Origin of the sequence: Rhizobium sp. BK316, assembly GCF_014193695.1 — a bacterium.
Taxonomy (GTDB): domain Bacteria; phylum Pseudomonadota; class Alphaproteobacteria; order Rhizobiales; family Rhizobiaceae; genus Rhizobium.
On record NZ_JACHZR010000003.1, the window covers coordinates 221034 to 244089 of the forward strand.

General features: G+C 61.4%; 30 protein-coding genes. 13 read left to right on the forward strand and 17 right to left on the reverse strand.

Annotation, left to right across the window (positions count from 1 at the left end):
• Positions 1–171: 171 nt before the first annotated feature.
• Together FHT87_RS15115 and FHT87_RS15120 are read left to right on the forward strand one after the other, a co-directional pair.
• Entirely contained in the window at positions 172–378 is a 207-nt protein-coding gene (locus FHT87_RS15115; protein WP_183802976.1) for a NepR family anti-sigma factor, read from the forward strand.
• 10 nt (positions 379–388) lie between these two features.
• Positions 389–943: an RNA polymerase sigma factor gene (locus tag FHT87_RS15120; protein WP_183732138.1), complete on the forward strand. Its 555-nt coding sequence runs from the start codon at positions 389–391 to the stop codon at positions 941–943.
• A 108-nt stretch (positions 944–1051) separates the two neighbouring features.
• Here FHT87_RS15120 and FHT87_RS15125 read toward each other — a convergent pair whose 3' ends face one another.
• The 7 genes from FHT87_RS15125 to hemP form a co-directional block, all read right to left on the reverse strand.
• Positions 1052–1453 carry a hypothetical protein gene (locus FHT87_RS15125; protein WP_183732135.1) on the reverse strand — a complete coding sequence of 134 codons (402 nt, stop codon included), beginning with the start codon at positions 1451–1453 and terminating at the stop codon, positions 1052–1054.
• 112 nt (positions 1454–1565) lie between these two features.
• A complete protein-coding gene (locus tag FHT87_RS15130; RefSeq protein ID WP_183802979.1) occupies positions 1566–1910 on the reverse strand; it encodes a DUF883 family protein in 345 nt (114 codons plus the stop codon).
• A gap of 133 nt (positions 1911–2043) precedes the next feature.
• Positions 2044–2838 carry a heme ABC transporter ATP-binding protein gene (locus tag FHT87_RS15135; protein ID WP_183732129.1) on the reverse strand — a complete coding sequence of 265 codons (795 nt, stop codon included), beginning with the start codon at positions 2836–2838 and terminating at the stop codon, positions 2044–2046.
• Between the two features lie 10 nt (positions 2839–2848).
• Positions 2849–3958 carry an iron ABC transporter permease gene (locus FHT87_RS15140; protein WP_183802982.1) on the reverse strand — a complete coding sequence of 370 codons (1110 nt, stop codon included), beginning with the start codon at positions 3956–3958 and terminating at the stop codon, positions 2849–2851.
• Positions 3959–3960: 2 nt separating this feature from the next.
• A complete protein-coding gene (locus FHT87_RS15145; RefSeq protein ID WP_183802985.1) occupies positions 3961–4890 on the reverse strand; it encodes an ABC transporter substrate-binding protein in 930 nt (309 codons plus the stop codon).
• Between the two features lie 11 nt (positions 4891–4901).
• Entirely contained in the window at positions 4902–5951 is a 1050-nt protein-coding gene (locus FHT87_RS15150; protein ID WP_183802988.1) for a ChuX/HutX family heme-like substrate-binding protein, read from the reverse strand.
• A 20-nt stretch (positions 5952–5971) separates the two neighbouring features.
• Positions 5972–6157 carry a hemin uptake protein HemP gene (gene hemP, locus FHT87_RS31540; RefSeq protein WP_183732116.1) on the reverse strand — a complete coding sequence of 62 codons (186 nt, stop codon included), beginning with the start codon at positions 6155–6157 and terminating at the stop codon, positions 5972–5974.
• Between the two features lie 180 nt (positions 6158–6337).
• Here hemP and FHT87_RS15160 point away from each other — a divergent pair, with 180 nt between their 5' ends.
• The 5 genes from FHT87_RS15160 (at position 6338) to FHT87_RS15180 (ending at position 9314) form a co-directional block, all read left to right on the forward strand.
• Positions 6338–6784: a hypothetical protein gene (locus FHT87_RS15160; protein ID WP_183732113.1), complete on the forward strand. Its 447-nt coding sequence runs from the start codon at positions 6338–6340 to the stop codon at positions 6782–6784.
• 55 nt (positions 6785–6839) lie between these two features.
• Positions 6840–8204 (forward strand): energy transducer TonB, encoded by a 1365-nt coding sequence (locus FHT87_RS15165; RefSeq protein WP_183802991.1) that lies wholly within the window; start codon positions 6840–6842, stop codon positions 8202–8204.
• A 108-nt stretch (positions 8205–8312) separates the two neighbouring features.
• On the forward strand, positions 8313–8720 hold the full coding sequence (locus tag FHT87_RS15170) for a DUF2325 domain-containing protein (RefSeq protein ID WP_183802994.1): 408 nt from the start codon (positions 8313–8315) through the stop codon (positions 8718–8720).
• Positions 8717–8989, forward strand: coding sequence for a hypothetical protein (locus FHT87_RS15175; RefSeq protein ID WP_183802997.1), 273 nt, complete (start codon positions 8717–8719; stop codon positions 8987–8989). The genes FHT87_RS15170 and FHT87_RS15175 overlap by 4 nt, the downstream gene beginning before the upstream one ends.
• Positions 8990–8999: 10 nt before the next feature.
• Entirely contained in the window at positions 9000–9314 is a 315-nt protein-coding gene (locus FHT87_RS15180) for an antibiotic biosynthesis monooxygenase (protein ID WP_183803000.1), read from the forward strand.
• 107 nt (positions 9315–9421) lie between these two features.
• Here the strand turns inward: FHT87_RS15180 and FHT87_RS15185 are convergent, their stop codons facing one another.
• Both FHT87_RS15185 and FHT87_RS15190 read right to left on the reverse strand, forming a co-directional pair.
• Positions 9422–9793, reverse strand: a complete 372-nt coding sequence (locus FHT87_RS15185) for a DUF423 domain-containing protein (RefSeq protein ID WP_183803003.1) — start codon at positions 9791–9793, stop codon at positions 9422–9424.
• A 2-nt stretch (positions 9794–9795) separates the two neighbouring features.
• Positions 9796–10185 carry a group II truncated hemoglobin gene (locus tag FHT87_RS15190; protein WP_183803006.1) on the reverse strand — a complete coding sequence of 130 codons (390 nt, stop codon included), beginning with the start codon at positions 10183–10185 and terminating at the stop codon, positions 9796–9798.
• Positions 10186–10342: 157 nt separating this feature from the next.
• Between FHT87_RS15190 and FHT87_RS15195 the strand changes: the two genes are divergently transcribed.
• The 5 genes from FHT87_RS15195 to FHT87_RS15215 all read left to right on the forward strand — a co-directional run bounded on the left by FHT87_RS15195 (position 10343) and on the right by FHT87_RS15215 (position 14340).
• Entirely contained in the window at positions 10343–10906 is a 564-nt protein-coding gene (locus FHT87_RS15195; protein ID WP_183732094.1) for a TetR/AcrR family transcriptional regulator, read from the forward strand.
• 20 nt (positions 10907–10926) lie between these two features.
• Positions 10927–11268, forward strand: a complete 342-nt coding sequence (locus FHT87_RS15200) for an SMR family transporter (protein ID WP_183732091.1) — start codon at positions 10927–10929, stop codon at positions 11266–11268.
• A gap of 184 nt (positions 11269–11452) precedes the next feature.
• Positions 11453–12238, forward strand: a complete 786-nt coding sequence (locus tag FHT87_RS15205; RefSeq protein ID WP_183803009.1) for a ThuA domain-containing protein — start codon at positions 11453–11455, stop codon at positions 12236–12238.
• A 9-nt stretch (positions 12239–12247) separates the two neighbouring features.
• Entirely contained in the window at positions 12248–13291 is a 1044-nt protein-coding gene (locus FHT87_RS15210) for a Gfo/Idh/MocA family oxidoreductase (RefSeq protein ID WP_183732085.1), read from the forward strand.
• 209 nt (positions 13292–13500) lie between these two features.
• Positions 13501–14340 (forward strand): aspartyl/asparaginyl beta-hydroxylase domain-containing protein, encoded by an 840-nt coding sequence (locus tag FHT87_RS15215; RefSeq protein ID WP_183732082.1) that lies wholly within the window; start codon positions 13501–13503, stop codon positions 14338–14340.
• A gap of 182 nt (positions 14341–14522) precedes the next feature.
• Here FHT87_RS15215 and FHT87_RS15220 read toward each other — a convergent pair whose 3' ends face one another.
• From FHT87_RS15220 to FHT87_RS15245, 6 genes are all read right to left on the reverse strand, one after another.
• Complete coding sequence (locus FHT87_RS15220; protein WP_183732079.1) at positions 14523–14918, reverse strand: DUF1236 domain-containing protein; 396 nt, start codon at positions 14916–14918, stop codon at positions 14523–14525.
• 238 nt (positions 14919–15156) lie between these two features.
• Positions 15157–16269: an ABC transporter permease gene (locus tag FHT87_RS15225; protein WP_183732076.1), complete on the reverse strand. Its 1113-nt coding sequence runs from the start codon at positions 16267–16269 to the stop codon at positions 15157–15159.
• 1 nt (position 16270) lies between these two features.
• Complete coding sequence (locus FHT87_RS15230) at positions 16271–17395, reverse strand: ABC transporter permease (RefSeq protein ID WP_183803012.1); 1125 nt, start codon at positions 17393–17395, stop codon at positions 16271–16273.
• A complete protein-coding gene (locus FHT87_RS15235; RefSeq protein WP_183803015.1) occupies positions 17392–19131 on the reverse strand; it encodes an ATP-binding cassette domain-containing protein in 1740 nt (579 codons plus the stop codon). The genes FHT87_RS15230 and FHT87_RS15235 overlap by 4 nt, the downstream gene beginning before the upstream one ends.
• The gene (hlyD, locus tag FHT87_RS15240) at positions 19128–20135 is read right to left on the reverse strand and encodes a secretion protein HlyD (RefSeq protein ID WP_183803018.1); all 1008 of its coding nucleotides are present in this window, start codon (positions 20133–20135) and stop codon (positions 19128–19130) included. Before hlyD ends, FHT87_RS15235 begins: the two co-directional genes overlap by 4 nt.
• Entirely contained in the window at positions 20132–20821 is a 690-nt protein-coding gene (locus FHT87_RS15245) for a CerR family C-terminal domain-containing protein (RefSeq protein ID WP_183803021.1), read from the reverse strand. The genes hlyD and FHT87_RS15245 overlap by 4 nt, the downstream gene beginning before the upstream one ends.
• A 176-nt stretch (positions 20822–20997) precedes the next feature.
• Here FHT87_RS15245 and FHT87_RS15250 point away from each other — a divergent pair, with 176 nt between their 5' ends.
• The gene (locus FHT87_RS15250) at positions 20998–21279 is read left to right on the forward strand and encodes a hypothetical protein (RefSeq protein ID WP_183732062.1); all 282 of its coding nucleotides are present in this window, start codon (positions 20998–21000) and stop codon (positions 21277–21279) included.
• A 63-nt stretch (positions 21280–21342) separates the two neighbouring features.
• On the opposite strand, the gene FHT87_RS15255 is transcribed toward FHT87_RS15250, so the two are convergent.
• Complete coding sequence (locus FHT87_RS15255) at positions 21343–22230, reverse strand: SDR family oxidoreductase (protein ID WP_183803024.1); 888 nt, start codon at positions 22228–22230, stop codon at positions 21343–21345.
• Positions 22230–23015 (reverse strand): hypothetical protein, encoded by a 786-nt coding sequence (locus FHT87_RS15260; RefSeq protein ID WP_183732056.1) that lies wholly within the window; start codon positions 23013–23015, stop codon positions 22230–22232. The genes FHT87_RS15255 and FHT87_RS15260 overlap by 1 nt, the downstream gene beginning before the upstream one ends.
• Positions 23016–23056: the final 41 nt, after the last annotated feature.

Sequence of the window (23056 nt, forward strand, 5' to 3'; positions counted from 1 at the left end):
TATCCTAGCCGACAAATGAAGGGCGTTACATTTTGACCCATGTGAAGGGGATGGATCTGTTGCATCAACGGTTTGAAAGAACCGACTTGATCGGTCGGGTATCCGTTCCATTTGATTTTCACAGCAGACTTTGCCTTTCATCCCGAGAAACAGGCAAGAAGTGATCAGTTGATGACGACACAAAAGACAGATGCACTGGACGAGCGCCAGCAGGAAGTGCGGGCGAGCGACATACTGGATCCGAACAATCAGATCGGCGTCAGGTTGCGGTCACTCTATGCTGCCGCCCAGGAGGAAGCTATTCCCGATCGCTTCCTCGACCTGCTCGAAAAGCTCGACCGGGCCGAAATGATGGCTTCCGCAAAGATGGCCGAATAGGAATACCCGCATGGAAAAAGCGCAACCGAGCTTCAAGCGCGAACTCCTGGCGGCCCTGCCGAGCCTTCGCGCTTTTGCCATATCCCTGATCGGCCGGCACGACCGCGCCGACGACCTGGTTCAGGATACCATCATGAAGGCCTGGGCCAAGCAGGACCATTTCGAGATGGGAACGAACATGAAGGCCTGGCTCTTCACGATCCTGCGCAACGAGCTTTACAGCCAGATGCGCAAGAGCGGCCGCGAGGTGCAGGACAGCGACGGTTTGTTTACCGAATCCATGGCGACCCACCCGTCCCAATATGGCGCGCTCGACCTGCAGGACTTTAAGAAGGCGCTGGATCAGTTACCGCCGGATCAGCGCGAAGCGATCATTCTCGTCGGCGCTTCGGGCTTCTCTTATGAGGAAGCGGCGGAAATCTGCGGCTGCGCCGTCGGCACCATCAAGAGCCGCGTGAACCGCGCGCGTCAGCGTCTGCAGGAGCTGCTGCAGATTTCCGGCGAGGCGGATTTCGGTCCGGATGCCACGTCGGCGCCGTTGACGTCGAAGGCCTTCGCCTTCTGATCAAAGTGTTTCCTGGGAGGAAGGATGGCCGGCAGCCCTATCGGGCGCCGGCTTTTTATATGCAGCGGGGCAAGTGGCTGCCTTCCTCAAAGGGGAGACGTGGCGGGTTTAGTCGTCCCGCCTCGAACCCACCAGATTGGCGGCGACAAGAGCGGCCACGATGCCGGCGGTCAGCAGCGGCTGGGCGCGGACAAGGCCGAGGCCGACGGTTGCCAGAGATTCCAACGCGGCGCGGCGTTCGCGGGCGCGGCGGGCTTCCCGGGCATTGATGATCGCCATGATAACGAAGACGACGATCGCGATCAGCAGCGCGCAGGCCGCCAGAAAGAGGGCTGCGCCGATGGCGCCGTAGATGCCGGCCAGCCAGATCGCTCCGGCGGTGACGGCAAGCGCATAGGCGGTCAGCAGAAAAAGCAACGCAACGGCGACGAAGATGCCGTTGCGCTTGGTGCGTTCCACCGTGCGGTGGACGCTCGTGCCTACGAGCAGGCTCAGGATTGGGAAGAGCATCGAGCCTCCTAAAGCAATTCCAGCAAAAGTGCGCAGCGGTTTTGCGCGTCCTGAATTGCGTTAAAACAAACAGATAGAGTATTTCCGTTTTTCTAAAAAAAACGGGAATACTCTAGCGGCGAGCGAGCATGGCGACGAGCAGGCCGAAGGCGGCAGCGGCGCCCACCGTTGCCAGCGGGTGACGGCGGACCGTATTGCGCACTTCGCCGGCGCTACGCAGGTAGCGCTGCTGCAGCTCGTTCAGCAGGTCCTCGCTGCGGCCGAGAATGTCCTCGTAGCTCGCGGATGCCTGTGAGCGCAGCGTTTCACCTCGATGGCGGGACGTCTTGCCGAGAACATGGGTCAGTTCGGCGAGTTCGTCGCGCAGGGCTTCGATCTGGTCCTCGATGCTGGTTTCGAGATTGTGGAGAGCGCCGTTGCGGCGACTGCGGCTGGACTGGAAGAAGGAATAGGCCATGACTGTCTCCATAGCTGGGCGCAAAAAATGCCGCCCGGTTTCTCACGGGGTCAGCACCATCGATGGCACGGAAGAGAGCGCCCGGCTTTGACCCAAATCATTGCGGACAACGCATTTGGATTGGAAAGGTTCCTCAGCCGGCGGGAAGCGCGCTGTGCGCAAGCACGAAGGGCGTGCCATCGACAGGCACCTTGTTGACGCGCAGCGGGCAGCCGAAGACGGACTGCATGGTTTCGTCCGTCAGCACCTCACGCACATTGCCGGACGCTGCCAGCCGGCCGGATTTCATCAGCACGATCCTCTCGGCGAAGAGGGCCGTCAGGTTGAGATCGTGCATGACGGCGATGACCCCGCCGCCGCGTTCGCAGAAATTACGCGCGAGCGTCATGATCGTCAGCTGGTGGCTGATGTCGAGGCTGGAGACCGGTTCGTCGAGCAGCAGCCAGCAGGGCTTGCCGTCCACGACCGGCTCGGCGATCTGGCAGAGCACGCGGGCAAGCTGCACGCGCTGCTGCTCGCCGCCCGAGAGTTCCTGATAGAAGCGCGCCTCGAAGCCGCCGAGATCGACTGATGCAAGCGCCTTTGCGGCTGTCTCATCGGCCTGATCGGCGTGCAGGTTGAGGCCGGAGGTCAGGCCCATGCGGACGATCTCGCGCACCGTGAAGGGAAAGGAGATGGCGCTCGCTTGCGGCAGGACCCCTCTGACGGAAGCGAGCTGCCAGGGTTTGAGCGCGCGTACCTCTTCGCCGTTCAGTCGTACGGAACCGTCATAGGCGAGTTCGCCGGAAACGGCTTTCATCGTCGTCGTCTTGCCGGAGCCGTTAGGGCCTGCAATGGCAGTCAGTTCGCCGGCCTTCGCAGTGAAGGCGACGTCGTGCACGATGGTCTTGCCGGAAAGGCGCACGCTGACGCCGGAAACTTCGATCATCGCAACACACTCAAAGGGCCAGGCGCGAGCGCTGCCGCAGCAGGATCCAGAGGAAGAAGGGACCGCCGACCGCAGCGGTGATGATGCCGATCGGCAGTTCGGCGGGGGCGACGATGGTGCGGGCGAGCACGTCGGCGAAGATCAGCAGCGAACCGCCGAGCAGGGCCGAGGCCGGCAGCAGGAAACGATGATCCGGGCCGATCACCATGCGCAAGATATGCGGCACGACGATGCCGACGAAGCCGATGCCGCCGCTGACGGCGACGGAAGCGCCGGTGGCGGCCGCAACCGCTACGATAGCGATATTCTTCAGCCGCTGGACGGGTACGCCCATGTGAAAGGCTGCGGCTTCGCCAAGGGTGATCGCATTCAATCCGCGGGCCATGAAGGGCAGCGTGGCAAAGGACAGGAGGATGATGGGGCCGGCTGCTGATATCTTGATCCAGGTGGCGCCGGCGAGCGAGCCCATGCCCCAGAAGGTGAGATCGCGCAGCTGCTGGTCGTTTGCCATGTAGATCAGCACGCCGGTCAATGCGCCGGCCAATGCGCCGAGTGCGATGCCGGCAAGCAGCATGGTGGCGACGGAGGTCTGGCCGTTGCTGGTGGCGACCCGGTAGAGCAGCAGCGTCGTGGCGAGGCCGCCGCCGAAGGCTGCGAGCGGCAGGGCATAGATGCCGAGCGCAAGGTAGAGGGGCGCGGCGATGGTGCCGCCGAGCACGATCATGACGACTGCGCCAAGACCCGCACCGGAGGAGACCCCGACAAGACCGGGATCGGCCAGCGGGTTGCGGAACAGGCCCTGCATGACTGCGCCGGAGACGGCGAGCGATCCGCCGATCAGGAAGCCGAGGATGGCGCGGGGCAAGCGGATATCGAAGATGATGATCCGGTCGCGGGCGCTGAGTGCCGTTTCGGAGCCCGTCATGTTTCTCATGACATCGAGAACGGAAGCGTCCGACGCCCCCGTCGTGATGGAAAAGAGCAGGGCGAAGACGGAAGCCACGACGAGGAAGGCGATGCCCGCGAGGGCGAGGTTGGTTCTATCGCCCGCCTGCCTGCTTCTGCGGAACGCCACAGAGAAGGATCGCCTGTTTTCCATCATGGCTTCCGGAACGGCCATCGTCAGCCCCCGTAGATCGCCGCGTTGAGTTCACGAACGGCGCTTGCCGTGCGCGGGCCGAAGCCCAGCAGATGCATGCCGTCCATGCGGATGATCGCCTTTTTTTCGCCGGCCGGCGTCAGCGCGATCGATGGTTGGGCAAGCAGATCCTCGTTCCTGGTGCTGGCACCATCGCCGCGGTTCATCATCAGGATTACGTCGGGCTTGGCGCTGATGATCGCCTCATCGGTGAGCGGCTTGTAGCCGGGGAATTCGCCGACAGCATTGATGGCGCCGGCAAGCTTGATGATGCCATCAGCAGCAGTGCCGGTGCCCGAAGCCATGATGCGGCCGTTCTGGGCACTGAGGACGAAAAGAACGCGCTTGCGCTCCGCCTCGGGGCGCTTTCCGGCGTCTGCGACGGCGGCGTCGAGATCGGCGCCGACCTTTTCTTCAAGCGCCCTTGCCTTATCCTGAACGTTCAGCAGCGTGCCGACGCGATCGATCTTGGCGATGATGCCGTCGCGCGTATAAGCGTTCGGCACGGTCTCGAAGGGCACGCTGGCATTCTTCAGGACGTTCAGCGCTTCCTGCGGGCCTGAGCCCTCGACGGCGATGATCGCCGTCGGGTTCATGGCGAGAATGCCTTCCGGCGAAAGCGCGCGCATGTAGCCGACGTCGGGCAGCTTCAAGGCGGCCTCCGGATACGTGCTCGTCGTATCGCGGGCGATCAGCCTGCTTTCCTCGCCGAGCGCGTAGATGACCTCGGTGACGTCGCCGCCGACCGAAACCAGCCGCGAGGTGTCGAGCTTCTTCTCCTCAGCCTGGGCGGCGCGCACGAAAGCAAAGCTTTTGCCAGTCGGTGCTGCCGGGATCAGCGGCAGGGCCATGACGGCCGCCGTCAGGGCCAGTTCCCAGAGGCGGATCCGGCGCAGGTTGTTACGCATCTTCATCGCTCTGATCCTTATGCGGCGACGCTTGTTGCCCGCGGCAGGTTTTCCATAATCTCACGCCATTCGGCATTCTCGTCGGAGCCTTCCTTCCGCTTGCCGAAGAACTGGATGATCATGTTGCCATCAGCATCATAGGCTTCGAGCGAGGTGACGTGGCCGTCCTTGGTCGGCTTGCGCACGGCCCAGGTCTCGGCAATGTGGTCCTGGCGCAGATGCAGGTGGAAGGTCTCATCCATGATATTGATCCATGGACCCATCGGCTGGACGTTGAAGATCGGCCCGGCATGGATCTGCACGATGCCGTTATTGGCGACGAAGCACATGATCGGCAGGCCTGATTTGACAGAGGCATGCATCATGTCAGCCGTCGCCGTGTTGTCGAGCTTCCAGGCATAGTCGTCTCCGACGGTGCGCACAGCGGCCTGGCGGCCGATCTTCAGGCGCCTCAGCATGCCGAAGAATTCATGCGTGTCGGTCATCTTGCTCCAGTTGTCGCGCAGCTCTTCGCGGCTGACATTGCCGTCCTCGTCAGAAGCGGAGGACGCTTCTGCCTCGACGATTTCCTGCGACTGGTCCTCGAGCTTCAGGTCGGCGACGATGCGGTGATAGGCTTCGACGTTTGACGCCGGGCGCAGGTGGATCTTATGGACGGCGTTGCCGGTCTTGTCGAAATACTGGAGGCTGAGGCGTTCGGTGTCGCCGTCCTTCTTGGTGACGGCAAAGGCGTGGACCCAACGGCTCGGGAAGACGCGCAGATCGATGTTTTCGCCGAGCACGATCGCATTGTGCTCGCCGACCTTGATGTTTTCGTAGACACCGATCTTCTCGTGTACGGCGCTCTCGTTGCGCGACAGGGCCATGACTTCACCGAGGTCTGCGACGCGCTCCAGGAGTTTTGCGGCGCTGGCATCGATTCTGACAGCGCTGATGCCGACTTCGGCGGCGACGAGGGCCGCCTCGGAGATCTTCAGCTGCGCGGCAATATCGCGCTCGCGCATCTTCGGATTTTCGGCGCGGAATGCGCGGATTTCGGATGATGCCGGTCTGGTCTGCTCGGTCATGTTCTACCCTGCTTATCAAGCTACTTGTTGAGAATGAGTTTGCCCTGACGGGTGATCTTCAGGCGATAGATCACGCCATCGTGCCGAATCATGATCTCGTTGGTGCCGGCAAAAAGATCGCCGCTTTCGAGAACGCGGATCTCGGCCACCGCAGGATCGTTCCGCAGTGGTGCGAGCTTAAAGGTATCTGGCTTTTCAACCATCATTTCGGTTGGCTTATTCCGTGATTGCGGGGGTCAAGATCCCGGTTCCGGTGACAATTATCTTGACTCTCATACTCATAGTTTTTTAAAGACGCAATAATTGAAGACAAAAGCAGTCAAGTTTTTGATGCTGCTGTTTGAAGCCGCCTGACGGTGGTCAATTTGATTTATGGAGAGACGATAATGATGGGTCGGTTTGCTGCGATTGCGGCCGGTGTGCTGTTTTCGGTTTCGGGCGTGGCACAGGCCTATGCGCAGGACGCGGCAGCTGCCACCAAGCTCCCCGGCGCCAAGCTCGATGTCGAGCTCAATGCGCTGGCGCCCTCGCAGAAGGGCTGCATGATGACCTTCGTTGCCGAGAACAATCTCCAGGCGCCGATCAACAAGGTTTCCTTCGAACTCGCCTTCTTCAACGACAAGAATGCCGTCGACCGTATCACCGTGCTCGATTTCCGCGATCTGCCGCAGGGCAAGAAGCGCGTGCGCCAGTTCGATATGCCTGGTGTCAAGTGCGAGACGGTTACGCGCATCCTCATCAACGATACGCCGGTCTGCGATGGGCCGGCCACCGGCGAATGCATGAAGGGTCTGGTGACCCGCTCGCAGATATCAGTTCCTTTCGAAGGCTAAGACCCAGGCCGGGATGAAGCCCGGCGCGCATGTTTCAGGCTGTCCGAGGCGCAAAATGGCTATTTCAGCGAAGTCCAGATCGAGACACGTGCTCATCGAGGAGGAGGGCGCTGAGAGCAGTCTGAACGACAACAATCCCGGGCATGAGCTTTCCGACCTGCACAATGCGCAGCGCCAGCCGGCCGGCGAGACCGTCATCCATTATGCGCGTTTCGCGCAGATATCCTCCTTCCCCGATCATCCGGAAGCAGCACCCACATCCTCGGTCACCCCGCCACCAATGGATGCGGCGGTGGAAAAGCAGGAAGACGGGAAGGCACCGGTGCGGCGCCGGCTGACGCTGACCTGCATCTGCTCGCTGGTCTTTCATGCGGCATTGACGACTGCGCTGATCGTCGCGTTTCCCAAGGCTCCAGAAGAGGCGATCGAAGAAGCTGGTCAGGCGGTGAGCGTCGTCATGTACGGCAATTCCGACGTCGATCAGACAGCCGCCGGCGAGACCGAAACGACGGTTCAGGAAGAGATCATTCCGGAGGCGGTGCAGCCCGACACGATCCAGCCGACGGAACCCGAGACAGCGCAAGTTCAACCGGAAACCGTTCAGCCGACCGAGGTTACGCCTGTCGAAACGCAGGCCCCCGTTCAGCAGGCGCCAGCGCAAGAAGTAACGCGGGTTTCGCCGGAAACCTCCGCGGCTGTGGAGCCGGAGATTCTGGTTTCCGAGGTGCCGGCAGAAGAATCCGTCGTGCAGCCGATGTCGACGGTCGTTCCCGAACAGCAGGTGACGGCCGACACGGTCTCTCCTGAAGTGCAAGCATCTGAGGTGCAACCGACCGCAGTTCAGCCAGCCGAAGTCAAGCCGGCGGAGACGCAGCCCGAGACCGCGGAGACTCCCGAAGAGGTGAAGCCCGTCGAAACGGCCGAAGTACAGCCGGAGCCGGAGCAGCCGCAGGAGGTTGTAACGCCGACGCCGAAGCCGAAGGTGGCGACGCAAGAGAAGCCTAAGCCGGTTGAAAAGAAGCGTGCGCCTAAGAAGACTGCTGGTTCGCAAGGCGAAGGGCAGCAGGATTCCCAGAGGGGCGTTGCCGAGGGGAGTTCGTCGGCGCAATCCGACAGCAATTCGCAGGCTGCCAGCAACAACAATGATGGTGTCGGTACTGCGGCAATTGCCAACTACAAAGGCAAGGTCCGAAGCCGTATTCGTCGCGCCATCAGGAAGCCCCGTGGTGTCGAAGGCAGCGTTGTCGTGACCTTTTCGGTGAGCGGCAACGGTGGACTGACGTCGGCTCGCGTTTCGCAGGGGTCGGGTGTTCCCGATATCGATCAGCTTGCTCTTGATGCGGTACGTCGGGCTGCGCCGTTCAGCCCTCCGCCAGGTGGGCAAGCCATGACCATCTCGGCGCCAATCCAGATCCAATAAATATGATAAAAATAATCAACTTTATACTTTACTATAAAAATCAAGTTTAATAAGGTCCGTTCGCACACGCAGGAATCGTGTGACGATCAACGAGCGAACGGGTGGTAAATGGCTCGAAAGGTGAAGAAGGGGGCGAACCGGGAGATCCGCGTTCAGGCCGATCAGGAGACGAAAGAACCTTCCTCCGGACGCTCCAAGCTGGATGGCCGCAGTTTCCTCTATGTCGGCGGCCGTGATTGCCAAGTGGCGCATCTGCGCCAGATCGCCAGCAATTTCGGCGCAGAGCTCATCCATCACGATGGCGGGCTTCGCGAAGCCGTTTCCCGCATCGATACGGTGCTTCCTTCGGTCGACTGCGTGTTCTGCCCCATCGACTGTATCAGCCATGATGCCTGCCTGCGCGTGAAGACCGGCTGCAAGAAGTTCGGCAAGGCTTTCATTCCGCTGCGCAACGGCAGCAAATCCAGCCTGGAACGTGCGCTGAACACGATGAACGATCGAGACAATTCCCGATGAATGGACATTTTTCCGACGGGTTCACGATGATCGGCCTGCACAAGCTCGCCGCTCACGGCGGTGACGGCCTGGTGCCGGAGCTGTATGAGGTTTTCCTGGAGAATGCCGCGCGCCAGCGCAGTTATCCCAATGTCGTGCTGTTTCCCGCCTGGGAGGCGCGCATGCCCGGTGAAGCAGCTGCAAAGCCCATTGGCGCAGATGCTGCCAATGGCAATAATATCGTCGCCTTTCCGCTTTATGCGGAACGGGCGGACAAGAAAAAGGCGTGAGGAGCTTTCCATGTATATCGCGATGAACCGCTTCAAGGTCGCAACCGGCGCCGAGGGCGATTTCGAGAGTGTCTGGCGTAATCGAGATTCCAGCCTTTCCGAGGTTCCAGGCTTCGTCGAATTCCGCCTGCTGCGCGGCAAGGCCAATGCGGAGGAGGGCTATACGCTGTTTTCCTCGCACACGCTCTGGCGCAGCGAAGAGGACTTTCTGAACTGGACGAAGTCGGAGAATTTCCGGGCTGCGCATCGCAATGCGGGGGAGCGCAGGGAGATGTACAAGGGGCCTCCGGTGTTCGAGGGCTTCAACGTCGTTCAGGGTATATGATTGCTAAAGGCTAGCTCATCCGCCCTTCGGGCACCGACCGGGTTGAGCCACGGGTCTCAATCCGTCCTTCGGACCCCGCTGGGGAGAAGGGGGAGTGCTCCGAAGCTCTACGCCCGGACCCGAAAGAACGCGCTTGCCGAAACCGCCAGCCAGCCCAGCATCATCGCCCAGCCGCCGGTTGGAGCAGCATAGGGGAAGAGGCCGGATCCGCTGAAGCGCAGGGCGACGAGATCGCCGGCAAAGAGCAAAGTTCCCACGATCATCAGCAAACCGGCCAACCAGGCGGTTTTGATTTTGCCGGTACCCAGGGCCAGTGCCAGAAGGGCAGGGGCGTGGGCGAGGCACATGGCGGATGCCGAGGCGGCGAGATGGGCGTCGCCGCCGCCATGAGCGTCGAGGGCTGCGAGGGCCACGCCGGCAAGGCCGAACAGGCCGGCGAAGAGGAAGAGCACCGGCTCCAGGCGTGCGTTCAGGCTCATGGTCATTCCTTGTTCTGCATATGATGGGCGAGCCGTTCTACCGGCGTCCAGATGAGGTCGCGCAGCGCCTGGCTGGCGATCGTTTCGTCCATTGCCTGACGGAAGCAGAGCAGCCATTCGTCGCGTTCGACGGGGCCGATCTCGGCAACGAAATGGCGACTGCGCAGGCGGGGATGGCCGCGTTTGTCGGTATAGAGCGGCGGGCCGCCCAGATAGCCGGTCATATATTCGTAGAATTTCTCTTCGCTGCCTTGAAGGTTTGGCGGGTGCACGGCGCGCACGTTTTTCGCCTCCGGCAGCGTATCCATCAGCTCATAGAAGCGATGCGTCAGCGCCCGGACGACCGGATCGCCGCCGATCGCCTCGTATAAAGTCGTCACCTGCTCTGTCACAAAACCATCCCTTGAAACCCGTCCCTACATGCACCCGATCAAAAAGGATCGCAACTGTCATCAAAACACCGCGTCATTTCGCGCATAATCCCTTGCAGGGCAGGGTCTCCAGCAGATTCTTCTTGACAAAACCGTCCGGACGGTATCTTTATAATCCATGTCAAACGCTCATCATCGCAAGAAACAACCCGTGCTCGTGCGTCAGCAGTTGCTGGAGGTCGCCGCGCGTCTTGCCGGTGAGAGCGGCATGAGCGCTGTCACGCTCGATGCGGTCTCGGCTGCGTCGGGTGTCAGCAAGGGCGGGCTGCTGCATCACTTCCCCACGAAGAATGCCCTACTGGACGCCCTGTTCGAAAGCCTGCTGGAGAAGTTCGACGCCGATATAGACGAGTTGATGCGCGGCGATCCGCTGCCGCAGGGACGTTTCTCCCGCGCCTATCTGCAGGCGGTGTCCGGGCTGAAGGATCGCCCCGACGATTCCAGAAGCTGGACGCAGGTAACGATCGCGCTGCTTGCCGAACCCCGGCTGCGCCTGCGGTGGCGCCAATGGGTGGCGGCAAGAGCCGAGGAATATATCGGCACCGACTCCGCGCTCGACACCCTGATCGTGCGTTTTGCCGCCGACGGTCTGTGGTTCGCAGATACGTTGGAAAGCCATGATATCGGTGACGCTCTGAGGCGAGAGCTGATTGCCCGCCTCATCGAGCTGACCCACAAGTAGAACACGAAGGAAATACCGCCATGAACCCGGCTGCCGTCTATGGGCTGCTCGTTGCAGCCATCGTGCTGGAAGTGATCGGCACGACAGCGCTTCAGCTTTCCCAGCAGTTTACCCGCCTCGGGCCGACGGCGCTCGTCGTTGCCTGTTATGGGGCTGCCTTCTACTGTCTGTCGCTGACGCTAAAACACATCCCTGTTGGCATCGCCTACGCGATCTGGAGCGCTTTGGGAATCGTGCTGATTTCCTCTGTCGGTCTCGTGTTTTTCAAGCAGCGGCTGGATACGCCCGCCATCATCGGCCTCGGCCTGATCATCTCGGGCGTGGCCGTCGTCAACCTGTTCTCCAAGACCGTTTCCCATTGATGTGAAAAGGGGTTTTTCCGGGTCGCTAAGCCCGGAAAAATCCCCTTTGTCAAAATACCGACAAAGGTCTATGTCTTCCTCTGATGCGGAGGAGGGACTGCTTTGGCTGCCCATCTTTCCAAAGCGCTTTGAATACCCGCCTTCCTGCTTGCCAAAAATCCAAAGGTTCCAGAGGAGTACCACCATGGCCATCCGCACCGTCGTATGGGGAGAGAACATCCATGAGACTACCAATGAAATCGTCCGGAGCATCTACCCCGAAGGCATGCACACGACCATTGCCAAGGCGCTGAACACCGATCCGGCGATTTCGGCGACGACGGCGACGCTGCAGGAGCCCGAACATGGCCTCACGGAAGCCCGGCTTGCCGAGACCGACGTTCTGACCTGGTGGGGTCACAAGGATCACGGCGCGGTCTCCGACGTCGTCGTCGAGCGCGTCGCCAAGCGTGTCTGGGAAGGCATGGGCCTGCTGGTGCTGCATTCCGGCCATTTCTCGAAGATCTTCAAGCGGCTGATGGGCACGCCCTGCGCGCTCAAGTGGCGCGAGGCGGGTGAGCGCGAGCGGCTGTGGACGATCAACCAGCGCCATCCGATCGCAGCCGGCCTCGGGGAGCATTTCGAGCTTGAGAACGAGGAGATGTATGGCGAACAGTTCTCGGTGCCGGAGCCGTTGGAAACGGTGTTCATCTCCTGGTTCCAGGGCGGCGAAGTCTTCCGCTCGGGCCTGACCTGGCGGCGCGGTGCCGGCAATATCTTCTATTTCCGTCCGGGCCACGAGACCTACCCGACCTATCACGATGCCAATGTGCAGAAGGTGCTGATCAACGGCGTGAAGTGGGCCTATAACCCCGAGGGTGCATTGAAGAGCATCAGCGATGCTCCAAATGTGCCGGTAGAAAAAGCACTGGAGCCGATCGTCGAACGCGGCCCGAGACTGCATCAGGCCGGCGAAGCCGGTTACCGCTGAGGAGCATCCATGCGACTACTCGTTCTTGGTACGGGCGTGATGGCAAAGAACCAGCTCGCCCACTTCATGAATATCGACGGCGTGAAAGTGGTCGGCGCCGTCGACACGGATTCTGACCGGCTTGCCGCATTCGCCGATAAGTTCAATATCGAAAAGCGGTTTCTGACGCTGGAGGAGGCGATCGCCTGGGGCGAGTTCGATGCGGCGACGAATATCACGCCCGACCGGATTCACCACCCGACCACCATGGCGCTGATTGCCGCCGGCAAGCATGTGCTTTGCGAGAAGCCGCTGGCGGAGAACTATCCAAAGGCGCTTGAGATGACGGAAGCGGCCGAGGCCGCCGGCGTCATCAATATGGTCAACCTCACCTATCGCAACGTCGCGCCGCTGCAGCGCGCCCGTGAGATGGTGCTATCAGGCGAACTCGGCACCATCCGCCATGTCGAAGCTTCCTATCTGCAGAGCTGGCTGGTGTCGCGCGCCTGGGGCGACTGGCGCACGGAATCGACCTGGCTGTGGAGGCTTTCCACCGGTCACGGTTCGAACGGCGTGCTCGGCGATGTCGGCATCCACATTCTCGATTTCGCCGCCTATGGTGCTGCGACCGATATCGACCACGTCTTTGCGCGGCTCAAGACCTTCAACAAGGCGCCGGGCGGCCAGATCGGCGAATATATGCTCGATGCGAATGACAGCTTCACCATGTCGGTCGATTTCGCCAATGGCGCGCTCGGCGTCATCCATGCCAGCCGCTGGGCGACCGGGCATCTGAACGAGCTGAAGCTGCGCATCTATGGCGAGAAGGGCAGCCTCGAGGTCATACACCGTCCAAGCGGTTCCGAATTGCATGGCTGCCTTGGCGACGATGTCGAGACGGCGACCTGGAAGCCGGTCGAGGTGCCGCCGGTTCCAACCAACTATCAGCGCTTTGCCGAGGCCGTGGCTACGGGCGTGCAGCTCGACCCGAACTTCCGTCATGCGGCAAACCTGCAGAAAGTGCTCGACCTTGCCATGGTCACCGAACGCGAACGCCGCGAGCTGAAGGTCTGATATTCTCCCCGTATCAGTCATCGAGATCGTTACCGCCGCCCTTCGTGCGCGGCGGTAACATGCGGCAATTGACCGCTAAAACCTGTACTTAAGTGTACTTGAGCCACGCCCGGCACCATCCATATTTGTTCAATGGTCAGCGCGCAAACGTCGTGTCGGCTCTTGCGCAGCAGGCCATGCAATTTCCTTGAGCCCCCAATGGAAAATCCATGACTGACGGTATCGCCAATACAACTCTTCCCGAAAAATCCGCATCCACTCCCCAAACGCAGGGCTTTGCCACTGCCGGGATCGCCCCTATGGATCGCCCCAGCGCCATCACGCGCTTTTTCATGGGCATCGTCGCCTGGGCCGAAGGCCTGAACTTCAAATATGCGAAGCTCGGCAATCCGCCGGTTTATGACAACGCAGTCTTCCCGTGGGCGAAGGAGGTCGAAAAGGCCTGGCCGCAGATCCGCGCGGAACTCGACCGTGTGCTGGTGCGCCAGAGCGAGCTGCCGAGCTTCCAGGAAATCTCCACCGACGTGCAGACCATCTCCAAGGATAACAGATGGAAGACCTTCTTTCTCGTCGGGTTCGGCGTGAAGTCGGAGCAGAATATTAGGGCTTGTCCGGAAACCTGGAAGGCGGTGCAGAAGATCCCCGGCCTGAAGACGGCGATGTTTTCCATCTTCGAGCCCGGCAAACACCTGCCGGCCCATCGCGGACCCTATAATGGTGTGCTGCGCCTGCATCTCGGCATGATCGTGCCGGAACCAGCCGACAAGCTCGCCATCCGCGTCAAAGACCAGATCTGCCATTGGCAGGAAGGCAAGGCGCTGATCTTCGACGACGCCTATGAGCATGAAGCCTGGAACCACACGGACAAGACGCGCGTCGTTCTCTTCATCGATTTCGTCAAGCCGTTGAAATTTCCGGCACGGCTGATCAACTGGACCTTGCTCAATCTTGCGATTTTCACGCCGTTCATCCGCGAAGGGCTCGATAATCACAAGGAATGGGAAAAGAAGTTCTATGCGCAGGCGGAAGCGCTCAGGAATCGCGGATAAGAGGGGCCTGCGGGCCTCACTGCTTGCTCTACGTCATCCTCGGCCCCTGTGCCGAGGATCTGCTGATGTTGACGATAAATGCGACGGCTTAGATCCTCGGGACAAGCCCGAGGATGACGAGGGCGGGGTCGGCAACCGCGTCAACAAGCAGAAAGCCCCGCAAAAAACGGGGCCAACTGCTATTATTCGATCACCTGAACCACACGATGGGTCTGCGGCTCGACGATCACATGGCGATTGTTGATGACCGTATAGGCATAGCGCGGATTATCCGGCACCGGGATCACCTGGACGTCTGCGGGCAGCGGCTTGCCGACCACGATCGGCTGCTGCACCACCACTGCTGACGGCGGGGCCGGCTGCTGCTGGACGTAGGTCACGACCTCGCGCGGCGGCGGATCTACCACAGCACCGGCTACACCGCCTGCCACGCCGCCGATTGCAGCGCCCACGGGGCCGCCGACAATGGCGCCGGTGATTGCGCCGCCGGCAGCACCCGTCACGGCTCCATCGGCCATCGCATTCGTGGCGAGGGACGAGAGCGCAAGCGCGCTCGATACAAGAATGATCTTGTACATTTTGCTTCTCCTTAGCTCTATGTCTTTGTTTCACGCAATTCCGGGCGCAAAACCGCTGCGCACTTTTGCTGGAATTGCTTGATGTTTTCACGCAACTCCGCACGCAAGAAAGCTTCGCGTTTCTGCTGGAATTGCTTTGGTTTGCATTGAGGTAACGAGCCCATCCTGCCGATGTTCCGGCCGGAGAAGCGTTTCGGAGTCACGGTTTGGAAGCGCAGTTCACATAGTGTGAGGTGGGCTATTCCAACCTGCGGCGGAACAGCCAGGCGGCGGCACCAAGCGTCGCGCAGGCAATCAGCGCCAGAGGAATGGTCTGGTTCAACACCTCGGCGGCGGGGATATCCTTCAGGAAAACGCCTTTGACGATGATGAGGAAATAGCGCAGCGGGTTGATGATCGTCACCGGCTGTAGCCAGTCCGGCATGTTCTCGATCGGCGTTGCGAAACCCGAAAGCAGCATGGCCGGCACCATGAACAGGAAGGCGCCGAGGATCGCCTGTTGCTGTGTCATCGACAGCGCCGAGATGAAGAGGCCGAGGCCGGCGACGGAACCCAGATAGAAGATCGAGCTGCCGTAGAGCAGCAGGACCGATCCGCGCAGCGGCACGCCGAAGATGAAGACCGCCGCCAGGATATAGAGCGTCATGTGGAAGAGGCCGATCATCATCGGCGGAATGAGCTTGCCGATGAGGATTTCATGGACGCGCAACGGTGAGACCATCAGCTGGTCGAAGGTGCCGAGTTCCCTCTCGCGGGCGATGGAGAGGGCCGTGACGATGAGGCCGATCAGGAGCGCGATACTGGCGATCAGGTTCGGCACCATGAACCATTGATAGGTGAGGTTGGCGTTGAACCAGTTGCGCGGCACGGTCGCCACCGTCGTCGCCATGGCGCGCTGGCCTGCCGGCGTTTCGGCTGAAAGCGTCATGCCGATCTGGGTGAGATAGCCGGAGACGATCTGGGAAGCGTTGGAGCGGCGGCCGTCGAGGATGATCTGCAGATCGGCTGATATACCGGCCTCGATATTGCGGGAGAAATCGGGGCCGATTTCGATGGCCGCGATCACGGCCTGACCGTCGATCGCTTCGCGGATATCGGTCTGGCTATCGGCGGCCTCGATGCGCCGGAAGGTTGGGGAACCCTGGATGCGCTGGATCAGTTCCTGCCCCCAATGGCCGCTGTCGCGGTTCAGCACCATCACATCGACATTGCGCACTTCGAGCGTTGCCGCATAGGAGAAGATCAGGAGCTGCATGAGGGGCGGCACGATCAGCACAAAGCGACCTTTGGGGTCGCGCATCACGGCGAGCAGTTCCTTTGTTATGAGGGCTTTCAGCCGCGTCCACCACATCTCAGCCGATCCTCTTTCTGGTGCTGCGGGCAGCCAGCACAAACATGATGCCGCCGATCGTGAACATGACGGCAATGGAGCGCGAGAACATCGGCCAGATATCGCCTGCCAGGAACACCGTCTGCAGGCTGGGGATGAGGTAGCGGGCCGGCACGATGATGGTGATCCACTGGATGATCCGAGGCATCGAATTGATCTCGAAGAGAAAGCCCGAGAGCAGGAAGGCCGGCAGGAAGCCGCTGGTCAAGGCGATCTGCGAGGCGAGGAACTGGTTCTTCGTCGCCGTCGATATCAGCAGGCCCTGGCCAAGCGCCGGGATCAGGAAGGCGGCCGACAGCGCGTAGAGGGCTGCGACCGAGCCGCGGAAGGGCACGCCAAAGAGGAAGACCGCCAGCAGCACGCAGAGCGTCATCGAGGCGAGACCAAGCAGGAAATAGGGGAGGATCTTGCCGGCCAGCAGTTCGGCCGCCGTCACCGGCGTCGCCATCATTGCCTCCATCGTGCCGCGCTCCCATTCGCGTGCGACGACGAGCGAGGTGAGCAAGGTTCCGACCAGGGTCATGACGATGGCGATGGAGCCGGGGACGAGGAAGTTGCGGCTCGTCAGCTCCGGATTGAACCAGAAGCGCTGCTCGATGGAGATTGGGGGACCCGCCGCAACCGTTTCGGACCGCCGCTGCCGCTCCCAGTTGGCGACCGCGCCTTGCGCATAGTTCTGCACGAAATTGGCGGTGTTCGGGTCCGAACCATCGACGAGAACCTGGATCTGCGGGCGGTTGCCGGCGGCATAATCAGTCGCGAAATCGGCTGATATGACGACGATGCCGCGCACCTTGCCGAGCACCAGATCATTCTCGAACATGCGCCGGTCGCGGCCAACAGTGACGGAGAAATAGCGCGAGGCCTGGAAGCTTGCTGCAAGATCCTGCGTCAGCGGCGTTGCCTGCTCCAGCACGAGGGCGATGCGGGTGCGGGTCGTATCCAGCGATACGCCATAGCCGAAGAGGAAGAGCAGGATCAGCGGCAGCACGAAGACGATGAGAATGGTGCTGGGATCGCGGATCGCCTGATAGCTTTCCTTGCGCACGAGGGCGGCGAAGCGACGGGCTCTGGAGGAGGTGCTCATGCGACTTCCCCCGTTTCGGAGTCCTGAACCAGTGCGATGAAAGCATCCTCCATCGTCGGATCCGGTTGTTCCTTCGTCGCCACGCGCGCCTTGAGTTCGTCGGGCGAGCCGAGGGCGATCGAACGGCCGCGATAGATCAGCGAGATTCGGTCGCAATATTCGGCCTCGTCCATGAAATGCGTCGTCACCAGCACCGTGACGCCCTTTTCGACGAGCCCATTGATATGCGTCCAAAATTCACGCCGCGTGATCGGGTCGACGCCCGATGTCGGCTCGTCGAGGAAGAGGGCGCGCGGCTCGTGCATGACGGCGCAGGCGAGCGCCAGGCGCTGTTTCAGGCCGAGCGGGAGGTCCTTCGCCGAATAGCCCGCGTGGCGGCCGAAATCGAAGATCCCGGTCATCAGCTCTATGCGTTCGCGGCGCCGACTGCCGGAGAGGCCGTAGACGCCGGCGAAGAATTCGAGGTTCTGCATGACCGTGAGATCGCCGTAGAGCGAGAATTTCTGCGCCATGTAGCCGAGCTGATTGCGCGCTTCGGCGGCATCTTTGCGCAGATCGAAACCGGCGACACGGCCTTCGCCCTCCGTCGGCTTCAACAGGCCGCAGAGCATCTTGAAGGTGGTGGATTTGCCGGCGCCATTCGGGCCGAGCAGGCCGAAGATCTCGCCGCGGCTGATATCGAAGGTGATCTTGTCGGCGGCGGTGAAATCCCCGAAACGCTTGGTCAGGCCACGGGCCTCGATGACGGAACGGTCGCCCGTTTCGCTCGGCGACCCCTGAGCCTCCGCCAGTTTCGAGCGTCCGCCCGGGCCGCCGCCCAGCATGTCGATGAAGGCATCTTCGAAACGGGGAGGGGTGGGCGTCAGTTTTGCCTGACTGCCGTTGCCGCCGATATCAGGGATCTCATCCTTTGATGTCACGAGGCGGATGGCATCGCCCTGGATGACGCCGTCGATGACGCCTTTCGTCTGCAGCAGCTCGGCCAGCACCTGCCGCCTGCGGCCGGCAACACCAGACACCTTGAAGACGCGGTCTTCCACGCGGCCGGTCAGGTCATGCGGCTTGCCGGAAAAGAGCAGCTTGCCCTGATTGAGCAGCAGGACATGATCGCAGGCCTCGGCCTCATCCAGATAGGCGGTCGACCAGAGAACGCCGATGCCTTCCTGCGTCAGGTTCTCAACCATCTTCCAGAGATCGCGGCGCGAGATCGGATCGACGCCGACACCAGGCTCGTCGAGCAGCAGCAGGCGCGGCTTCTTCAAAAGCGCGCAGGCAAGGCCGAGCTTCTGTTTCATGCCGCCTGAAAGCTTGCCAGCAAGGCGTGTGGTGAAGCGCTTCAGGTCGGTGAAGGTCAGAAGCTCGTCGAAGGCGCTCGCGCGCTCGCGCTTCGGCAAGCCACGCAGATCGGCATAGAGATCCAGATTTTCCTGAACCGACAGATCCTCATAGAGGCCGAAGCGCTGCGGCATGTAGCCGATCGAGGCCTGGATGGCGGCCGGGTTCTTGACGGTATCGAAGCCCAGCACCTCGACCGTGCCGCTGTCCGGCAGCATGAGGCCGGTCATCAGCCGGATCAGCGTCGTCTTGCCGGCGCCATCGGGGCCGACGAGACCGGTGATCGAGCCGCCCCTGACCTCGCCGGAGACGGCATCCAGTGCAGGCGGGCCATCGCCGAAATGCTTGGCGACATCGGTCAGCCGGACCAGTACCTCATGCGTTTGCGGGGAAGGGCTCATCGCGCGGCCAGTGCGGGAAAGCGCACGGTGACCGGCATGCCCTGGCGCAGATCGGGGCCGGGCTTGTCGATGACGATGCGCAGGCGATAGACGAGGTCGGTGCGAAGCTCGGGCGTCTCGACCGATTTCGGCGTGAATTCGGCCACCGGCGAAATGAAGCCGATCGTGCCGTCATAGGGCTTGTGGGGTTGCGTATCCGAGGTCACTTGAACCTTCATGCCGGGATGCAGGCGGCCGAGATCGCCTTCGGAGACATAGCTGCGCACCCAGACCGGCTCTGTCAGCGAGAGCACGAAGACCGTATCGGCCGGCGAGACGATGGCGCCGGGTTCCCGCACGCGGGACAGGACGACACCGTCATTCGGGGCGAGCAGTTCGGTATCGGCAAGCGAGATGCGGGCGGCGGCCAGCGAGGATTCCGCGGCCTTCAATTGCGCCTCGGCATTGGCAATATCTTCCACGCGGCTGCCCTCCTGCAGGAGTTTCAGCGCTTCATTGGCGGAATCCGAACGTGCGACGGCCATCGAGCGGTTGGCGGTCGCCTCATCGAGATTCGCCTCTGATATCGTGCCCTGGGGACGGAGTTGGCGGGCGCGGTCATAGGCAATGTTGGCATTGCGCAGCGCGGCAAGGCTTTCATCATAGGCGGCCTGGGCTTGGGCGATCTCCGTCGGGCGCGGACCGGCTTTCAGCTTGTCGAGCGTTGCCTGCAGGGCCGCGACATTGGCTTGCGCCGAGGCAGCGGCCGCCTGAAAAGGCGCGGCATCGAGTTTGCCGAGCACCTCGCCGCTTTTGATCATGTCGCCTTCATCGACGGCAAGCGAGGCAATCCGGCCATTGACGCGGAAGCCGAGAGAGACCTGGCGGATGTCGACATTGCCGTAGAGCGCGAATTCCTTGCTCTTTTGCGGCAGCCAGCCGAGCTTCTGGGGCAAGCCGTACCACCAGGCAGCGGCACCGGCGGCAACCAGAATAATGATGGCAAGGGAGAGTATCCGTCTCATCGGGTATTTCCTTTCGCCGGCTGCAGCTGGCCGACAAGTTCTGCAACGAGATTCCGCAGGGTCTGGAGTTGTTCAGGGCCGACCGACTGCCACTCCATCTGGGCGAGAACGGCGGCGTGGGCGAGACGGAAAACCATGATGTTGCCGACGAAGGCGAGGGTGCGCAGCCGCACATGTTCGGAGGCCGGGTCTTCGCGCAGGATTGTGCCGATCATCTGCCGCGCCATCTCGATCATCGGGCGCATCAGGCCCTGATAGACACGGGCAAAGGCTTCGGTCGGCTCCATCTGCTCGCGGATGATGAAGCGTGCCCAGGGCTCGGATTCCTTGCTGACCAAAAGGCCGACCATGGTCGTGGCCATATCCGTCAGAAAGAGCCGTGCCTGCTCTTCGCCAAGCCCCTGTCCAGCGGCAGCGAGTTCCATGAGATGAGTACCAATGCGCTGCCGCAGGCCGCCGATATGGCGCTCGATGCGTGTCACCAGATATTCAGCGGTTGCGACATAGAGCCCTTCCTTGCCGCCGAAATAATAGGGAATGGCCTGCAGGTTGACGCCTGCAGCCTCGCTCAGCTGGCGCGTCGAGGTGCCGTCGAAGCCGTAGCGGCCGAAGACATCGAGGGCCGCGGACAGCAGCTTTTCGCGGGTGATTTCGGCGCGGTTTGGTTGCGGTTGTTCATCAGTCATCGCTCATGTATAGCGCATGTCGCAATTTCAGTCAATCGAATGAATGTTTGTCTTGTCAGGCCGGTCCTGATGTGCATGAGGGTTGCGGGCGCGAGCCGCCATTATATTTGGCTTTACTGCCGCGCATTGCCGTTTTCGTACTTCCGAAAAAGCTAATATTCTGACTGAATGGGCTGATGGGAAACCAGCGCGTCAGCATCGGACGACATGCCTGGAGAGCGCTCGTCACCGGCGCTGCTCTTGCTCTTTCCGTGACTATATCCAGCGCCGACGATGGCCGGGCGCAAAAGGGCGGCCGTCTGCGCAACGAGGTCGTGAAGCCGGCGCCTCACAACGGGCAGTTGACCGCGCCGCACCTGACGATGGACTGGTGGCTTCGGACCGAACGCGGTGCATCGCAAGGCGACAATAAGGAGAGTTTGAAGCAGGTTTTCACGCGCCAGGAAGAGCGGCAGTGATGCAGGCTGGCGCTGCCGATCTTGTCGTGACGCCCGTGGCGCGCCTCTGCCGGTGCGATTGGCTTACTTGATGCCCGTCCCCGATCCATGCGGGCTCGGATCTTTGCTTCGGCGCTGGACCAGGCCGATCAGCCGGCGTGCAGCCGCTGATGGCAGAATCCTGGCGATAAAAGCAGTCAGCTTGGCGGAGAAGCCGGGAACGACGAGGCTGCGCCCGGACTTGAAGCCGCGCCAGGCCTGTTCGGCGACATAATCGGCCTTCAGCTTCGGCAATACTTTGAAGAGAGCGGCGCGATCCGCGCCGGATTTTTCAAGAAAGTCGGTCGATACCGGCCCGGGTGCCACGCATGTCACGGTGACGCCGAAGCGGCGAACTTCCTCATGAAGGGAAGCAGAAAAGGAGCGCACGAAACTCTTGCTGGCATAGTAGAAGGCCATATAAGGCCCCGGCGTAAAACCCGCGACGGAGCCGAGATTGAGCACGCCGCCACGCCGGCGGGCGACCATTCCCGGCAGGAAGCGAAGGGTCATGTCGGCGAGCGCCCGGATATTGAGATCGATGATTCCGAGCTGATCGTCTGCCGGCAGCGAAGTTGCCGCGCCGCGCAATCCGTATCCGGCGCTGTTGACGAGGACATCGCAAATCAAACCGTTGGCTTCCAGAAAGGCTTCCAAGCGTGCCGAGGCGTCCGATGCCGTGAGGTCGAGTTCGACCGTGAAGGCTTCTCCGCCGGCCTGTTTCACATCGGCGGCGGCGGCCGCCAGCCCCTCGGAAGAGCGGGCGACGAGCACGACGATATTGCGTTCACGCGCGGCAACCCTGGCAATTGCCCGCCCGATGCCGCGGGAGGCGCCGAGGACGACGACAACAGGGCGAAGCCCTGTTTCCTTGTTTTCATACAATTCCGGACTCAAAACCGCTGCATGCCCCTCGTCGAATTGCTCCGCCATTATAGAGAGCCTCCCGCGATCGACGTGCGGGCGGAAATTCCGTCCTGGCCGAGCCCTCGTATCTCGTCGGCGACCGCGCCGTTCAAGATCCTCTCGAACCGCTCCAATGCCCGGGCGATGCTGGCTCCATCCATAACCCTGTGGTCATAGTGGATGCGGACGGTAACCGATCCGTTCTCATCAATCGGCCCGTAATTCATGAGCGTGGTCACGGGACTGAGCGGGTTAAGGGATTCCGCGCCGAGGCCCGAATAGACCGACAGCTGGAAGGTGCCGAAATAGCGCGCCCGTTTTCGCCCTATATTGAGCCCGAGCCACATGAGCGACCACCTGAGCAGGGCCGGTGCGCGCGCAAGCTTCAGCGAGCGGCGAAATTCCTTGATCTCCAGGACGGGGCGTGACCTCGCCTCGCGGATCTGCATTTCCAGCTCGGGGATGGAGCGGTCTTCGGGGGCCTTGATCGTGCTCAGGAGAACGATCCGCTCGCCTTCATAGTCACGCTCGTGGGCAATGGAGGCCACGCTTGCCGGATATTCGTAGAGCTGATGGCGTGGAAATTTGATGTAAGCGCGCCGGAGATCCGGGATCTCCTTCGAGAGGAGGGCGTATCCTTTCAGGAAAAGCGCGGTCCAGGAGGGGCGGGGATTGGACGTTCGCCTGGCATCGAGAAGGGGGCGGATGTTCATCTGCCGCTGAACGGTCACGCGCGGTATGCCGATCGAAAATCTCATGAGATCTCCAACCAGCCGCCTTGCTGCGGAAAGCCTGATTGTTCGTCCCTTCATCTTACTCCCCCCTCATCTTTCTCCCCCCAGAGATTCAAAGT